The 6402-nt window shown below is 36.6% G+C and carries 4 protein-coding genes; 1 reads left to right on the top strand and 3 read right to left on the bottom strand.

Going from position 1 to position 6402, the window contains the following annotated elements:
- Positions 1-553: 553 nt before the first annotated feature.
- Together BM015_RS21050 and BM015_RS21045 are read right to left on the bottom strand one after the other, a co-directional pair.
- Positions 554-3112: a DEAD/DEAH box helicase family protein gene (locus BM015_RS21050; RefSeq protein ID WP_090663308.1), complete on the bottom strand. Its 2559-nt coding sequence runs from the start codon at positions 3110-3112 to the stop codon at positions 554-556.
- A 4-nt stretch (positions 3113-3116) separates the two neighbouring features.
- Positions 3117-5042, bottom strand: coding sequence for a DNA methyltransferase (locus BM015_RS21045; protein ID WP_090663306.1), 1926 nt, complete (start codon positions 5040-5042; stop codon positions 3117-3119).
- A gap of 222 nt (positions 5043-5264) precedes the next feature.
- Here BM015_RS21045 and BM015_RS21040 point away from each other — a divergent pair, with 222 nt between their 5' ends.
- Positions 5265-6179: an adenine nucleotide alpha hydrolase family protein gene (locus BM015_RS21040; protein WP_090663304.1), complete on the top strand. Its 915-nt coding sequence runs from the start codon at positions 5265-5267 to the stop codon at positions 6177-6179.
- 37 nt (positions 6180-6216) lie between these two features.
- Here BM015_RS21040 and BM015_RS21765 read toward each other — a convergent pair.
- Positions 6217-6402, bottom strand: a 186-nt coding sequence (locus tag BM015_RS21765; protein WP_218148600.1) for a hypothetical protein, incomplete at its 5' end; no start/stop codon positions are given.

Genomic DNA, 6402 nt, shown 5'->3' with positions numbered 1-6402 from the left:
GCGCAGGACTGAATGTGCTTTTTTTCATTTCTTACGTTTTAAAATTAAACTTTACTGTCTACTTTCAAAACGTACTGTTTTTGGGGAAGCTTACATTACTGCACCACCACATCTCATACACTGATAAACCTTCCAATTTCTATTATTTGTATTGTTGTCCGCAGTCGTGCTGAAATTTGCAACAGCTTTCAAATTTGGGTTATCAACTGAACAATGAGGACATTTGTTTATTTTAAGATGTGGGTCAAGTTTTGGCATTTAAATGAGTTTGAATTTTGAATAAGCTTACGCACAACGTTTTGCCGCTTGCCGCAGTGGGGGATTTCGGAGCACTTCACTGTCAACCAAGCACAAATGTTGATAGAAGCACTGCACTTGATTTAACCACGTCAGCCCCCATTGCGGCAAACGGCTGTTGTGCGTTCGGTGTTCTTCTTTCGTCCTGATTTTCTGTCGGTTGCGGGTTGGAACAGACACACTCTTTGCCAAGTTTTGGCTTGCGGGTCGGCTGGTGCGACTTGGCAATGTGTGTGGCTGGTGAGCGTTGGCATTTCTATTCGTTTAATGTGTTTTCTAATGTCGTCTTAAATTCATTTTCGTTATTGTAATTATAGAATGGAACGGCTGTTATCAAATATGTGTCTGTATGGATTTTGATTGTCTTTTGTTCAGTTCTGATTTCTTTCAAAAAGTCTTCTTTCCATTTGTCGTGTCCTTTTAAATGCTCTCCTTTAGGTTCAATGAAAACCTGAAAAGTCATTTGTTCACCGTCACGTTGTTTGCAGAACAATAAAAAGTCAGGCTCAAAAGCTCTTCCGAGTTTGTCGAAGATTTTAATTTCTCTTTCGTTTCGGATTAGGTAAATGTTCTCAAACTTTTGATTAATGCCTTCAAATCGTCTTGAAAACAATTCTACAAATTTCTTTTCTTCACTTGTTCCGTAGTTGGCGTTGTAAACATACCAAGGCTCGTTGGCTACTAAAGTTTCTTGACCGTCTGCTCGTTCACTGTCTTTGTAAACCTTGATTTCTTTGTCTTTGAAAACTTTGTGAATCGGCTCTTTGATATAGTCTGAGCCTTCGTATTCTGTAGAATTTCTCTTTATTTCTGCTTCAATGTTTTGCAGAAATCCGTTTAAGGCTTCCAAATAGTCAAAATGACTAATTTCTTTCAGTCGGTTGGTTGTTCCGCTAAAAGTGATTTCTAAACCTGCTAATAAGTCTTTGCTGTCAATGAAATTGGAAAGTGAACCAACACTTGGGAAGTAATGCGATAAGCTGTCAAAGTAGAAAAACGGGTTTTGGCTTAATGCAAAACGGATTGTGTTTTTCGGAATATCGGTCAGTTTTACATCTTTGGTTTTGATTACTTCATCATTGGATTGTGTTGGCTCCATTTCAAAAAAGGCACTTGACATTCTGCCAACTCCCGAAGATAAAGTGTGTCGGTAATTGGTTTTCTTTACTCCTAAATCGGCAAACGATTTTATGTTGTCAAAACTCTTTGGCACTTTCTTATTGAAGAAAACGTGTCCGTCTCTATAAAAATCTGTTTTCTTAAATTCAGGTTTTAAAAACAAATTGAGTTGAACCAAATTTGCATCATCTTCATAAATACCCGAATCTACAAGGGCTTTCTTCAATTCCGAAATGTAACGGCTGTCTTCTTTAGTGTGGTAATATAATTCTTCTAACACCTTTAAATCGTTCGAAATATCATCATCAAATTTTCGGGTAAACTTGTCTTGTCCTTCTTCTAAGGCAAACGGATAATATCTCGCACCACGACCAATTAACTGGGCTTCTGAAAGTGTTGTCTTTCCTGGTTTGCCATCTTTTCCGTCTCGGTCTTCATAAAGGCGAACAATGTCAAATAAATTCAAAACGTCCCAACCTTCATTTAATTTTTGAACGGCAAAAACGGCACGGATAGGATTGTTTTCATCTTCCAATGTGTTGAGCAAAATTTGGTTTTTCTCGGCTTCTGCGTCATTGTTTGCACTTAGGCAATTTTCAAATCTGAAATTTGCTTGAATGCGTTTAACAATTTCGTTGGCTGAAATCCCTTTGGATTCAAAAAAACGGAAAGCCTTTTGAACGATTGGAACGGTAGAAGTCTTTTGAATTTTCTCTACCATTGCCACCGAAAAATCATCAATCAATTGGTGAAAGTTCTCTTTATTTTGTTCCGATTCTTTAATAGTTCTTTTGGCTTTGAATAGAATTACTGGCTTCAAATTGATATTGTTTGAAGTAGCCAATTCTTGCCTATACAAGTTCAAAATTACGGCTTGGATAATTCTATCTTGCTCGTCATACAAGGAACGAATAAGGTTAATTTCTTTGGAATATTTGTCAATACGGAATTGAGCAAGGTCGTATTTAAAAATTACCTTATCTTGATAGTGTTGGACTAATTCTGCCGTGTCAGTGTCAATGGTTGCCGTAAACTCCAATAAGATATTTTCAAAATTAGAATCGTGAATTTTCTTCACGGTGTCTTCCCAACTGCCGAAAATATTCCCCGATTTTGTTCCTGCTACCAAGTGGTGAGCTTCGTCAGCAATTAAAACCAATTTCTTGTCCTTAAAATCTTCGTAGGTTACGCTGTTTTCTTTGGTGTTGTTCAGGTCAATATGAAGCTGTTGAATGGTGGTAAACTTCAAATTGATATTCTCATTGTCGGCTTCTTCAAAGTTGTCAATCTCTTTGATTAGCACTTCTTTTCCGTCAATCACAATTTTGTTATTGAACAAGTATTTTGAAGCCTGCGGATTGAGAAAATTGTCTTTGGTTTTCTGAATGATATTATTGCTGTTTACGAAAAACAAAAAGTTGCGATAGCCTTTTTGGTAAAGGTGCAACATCAAACCTGCCATTATTAAAGTCTTTCCGCTACCCGTTGCCATATTGTAAAGCAAATGGTAAGGTCTTTTGGGCTTTTCTTCTAAATCTTCTTGGTCTAAGTATATGTATCGCTTAAAAGCTTCAATCTGATATGGTCTTTGACCAAATCCGGGTTTTAAATTGTCACTTATCCAATTGGGTAAATCAACCTGTGCTAAAGCTCTTTTAGCAAATGGATTATTGAATATTTCGTGTAGAAATGCCATTTGCTTACTTTTTAATTTGGTAAAAATCTTTGGTTACTTTCTTTTCGTCTTCGGTACAAGCAAAGTCGGTATCATTGAGCGAAGTAAGATTTACATACAATTGGTTTTTGTCCAATAGTTCGCAAAGGTGTTGTTTCTGCTCAGCAAGGCTCAAGGCTTTAAATTCTTCCAAATGCTCGTCTTGCTTCTTAATGTCCACATTGTAATTCAAGAAACTTTTGGTTTTCATCTGTTCCCAAACATTCAAAAGTGCTTTGGTGTCTTTGGCATCTTCAATCTGCTCAATGAAATTTTGATTGTATTTCTTGAGTTCGAGATAGACGAATGAACCACCACCTTGCCAATTGACGGATTTTGAAATACCGCCTTGTTCTCCATCAATTACCTTTTTAAGCCTTTCGACTGCAACTGTTTCAATGTAATCCATTTGCTCTATGCCTATATATTGGCGTTTCATTTTGTGGGCTGTAGATGCCGTAGTTCCACTTCCTAAATGATAGTCCAAAATAAGGTCTCCTTCTTCTGTAACTGCCTTTATTAAAAAGCCAATCAAAGATTCGGGCTTGGGATAAGAATTAAAATTAAGATTAAGAGAATCAATGTGCTTTTTTGAATCTTCATTTGTTTCTACACCTATGGCTTTTGAGAGATAAATCTCATCAATTAATTTATCAGGTGCCATATTCGAAGCGATTTCCCTTTGATACCTAATAGAAAATTTATTTGATTTGATTAAAAAATACGTTCCATTGCTAACTTCGGTATCCAAAAATGATTGTTGCCATTTGAATCGACCTTTCAATCTAATTGTGTCCTCGTTTTTTCCTTTTTTAACGACCAAGTCATCAAGTAGCTCAACTTTATCATAACTTCCTTTGGGATAATTACCATCGGGAATTCTAAACTGTATAATTTCTGGTTCGAATTTCAAAACAGTTATTGGGTTACCACTATTTAACAATGGTGCATCATCATTATCACTATCTCTTCCAACATATCCTTTACTTGTATCAAGAACCTTTTCATAGCAATGTATAAATTCAAGATTTTTACGTGTCTTCTTTGAAAGAGCTGGTGCATTATCAGTATTCTTCCAAACAAATGTTTCCACAAAATTCTGTGGTTTAAAGACTTCGTCCATCAAAATCTTAAGATATGCTTGTTCATTATCATCACACTGTATAAACATTTTCCCATCTTTCGATAACAAGTCCCTTGCAATTTCAAGCCGATTTTTCATAAAGGTTAACCAAGTGCTTTCATTGAATGAATCATTGTATTGAAAACTGTCATTACCTGTGTTATATGGCGGGTCTATATAAATCAGTTTTACTTTTCCTGCAAATTCTTCTTTCAGCGTGTGCAAGGCTAAAAGGTTGTTGCCTTTAATAATCAGGTTGTCGGTTATTGTGCCGTTTTCGTTTCGGTTAAATTGGTCGACTGGTTTTTCTCCGTCTTTGTCAATGCGTTTGGCATTGGTCAAAACTTTTGGCTCTAAAAGCTGAGTAATTTCGTCTTGTGCTAAAATTTCATTAAAGAAAATTTCTTCTCGTTTGTCTTCTTCACGGCTTTGTCCGCCTTCCAAAATGCAGTCCTTAAACGGCCACACCAAAGCTACTTCGTTGCGTTGTTTCAGGTATTTGCCGTCAATGGTCAGTCCAACCTTGTTTTTGTATTGGGTGTAGCTGTCGTTTAGATAGTTTTTCTGCTCCAAAAACTGCACAAACAGGTTTTGGTTGAAAACCAACGTGCCTTTCACGTTTACAAAAAACTTTTCTTTCAGGTCTGTATTGTCGAGCAACAGTCCAATCAGTTCTTCGTCGAAGTTCTGTGCTTTGTTCAGCACTACCCATTTTTTCAGTTCTCCGTTGTCTGTCACGAAGTTGGGTTCTTTCTTGAGTTGTTGCTCTAATGTTGTATATAATTTCATTTATCTTCTTTCAAATTATTCAATCGTCAAATTTACTTTTTATTGTCGGTTCGTTTGTCTGAGCGTTGGCAAAAAATGGCTCTTTTGGTTTTTTGAGCGTTGGCTCGTGTGTCGGCAAAAACCAAATGTGCCATTTGTGGGTGGGCTGTCTTTTTACACTGACGCACAACGTTGAAGCATGTGGCGAAGGTGGGTTTCACTTCCAGCAGTTAAATTGAAATTATGCAGTTGAACAAAAAAATAAATAGCGAAGGGCGGCAGAAGATTTTAATATCTTTTAGCGGAGGGAAAACCAGCGCTTACATGACGTGGTTCCTGTTGAATGAATTTGCAACTGATAACAAATACGAATTTGTTGTTGTGTTTGCGAACACAGGAAAAGAGCGTAAAGAAACTTTGGATTTTGTCCATAACTGTGATTTGATTTTTGGATTTAATACTGTTTGGATTGAATCTGAAACACATTTAGAAAAAGGTAAAGGAGTAAGCGCTAAGATTGTTACCTATGAAACCGCCAGTAGAAACGGTGAACCATTTGAAAAGATGATACAAAAACACGGCTTGCCTTGCACAAAATCGCCTCATTGTAGCAGAGAACTAAAAAAGTATGCAATACGCGCTTACGCTCGTTCAATTGGGTGGAAAGATTATTATACAGCGATTGGTATTCGTTCGGATGAAATTGATAGAATGAGCCCAAATCGGAAGAAAGAAAAAATAATTTATCCGCTTTGCTCTTTTAAACAAACAACCAGACAAGATATAAATGCTTTTTGGCAGCAACAACCGTTTAATCTTGAACTAAAAAGCTATCAGGGTAATTGCGATTTATGCTGGAAAAAATCTTTTTTGAAACTACATACGATTTTAAAAGAAGATGAAAGCATTGCTGATTGGTGGCAGAATATGGAAGAAAAGTATAAAAATTTCATTCCTAAAGGTAAACAGCATAATGAAAAATTAAAGCCGCCCTTTTATATGTATCGTGGCAGCACAAGTGTTTCAGAGTTACTTCAAGAAAGTAAAACGGATTTTATACCTGCAAAAGACGAAAGCAATGAGGTTTATGTTTTTAAACAAAATACACTTTTTGATCTTGAAGAATATGGATGCGCTGAAAGTTGCGAGGTGTTTTGAAACTGCTGAGGAACGAAGCAGAGGGAAGCGTTGGCCGCTATTTATTTTTTTGGTTGATGTCGCTCAATTGAAAAACATCAACCCCACTTTTGCCAATGCCATGTTCTACGTCCGTTTTAATGGCGTAGAACACCAATATTACCGAATAGTACGCATTCACAAAAAAAAATTTGCGTTGAAAATCAATGCCCTTCTTTTCGCTTTTTTGTATTGTTAGTGTCGG

Origin of the sequence: Parafilimonas terrae (assembly GCF_900115755.1) — a bacterium.
GTDB lineage: Bacteria > Bacteroidota > Bacteroidia > Chitinophagales > Chitinophagaceae > Parafilimonas > Parafilimonas terrae.
The sequence above is the reverse complement of the archived record's forward strand: the minus strand, read 5'-3'. Positions and strand labels throughout refer to the sequence as shown.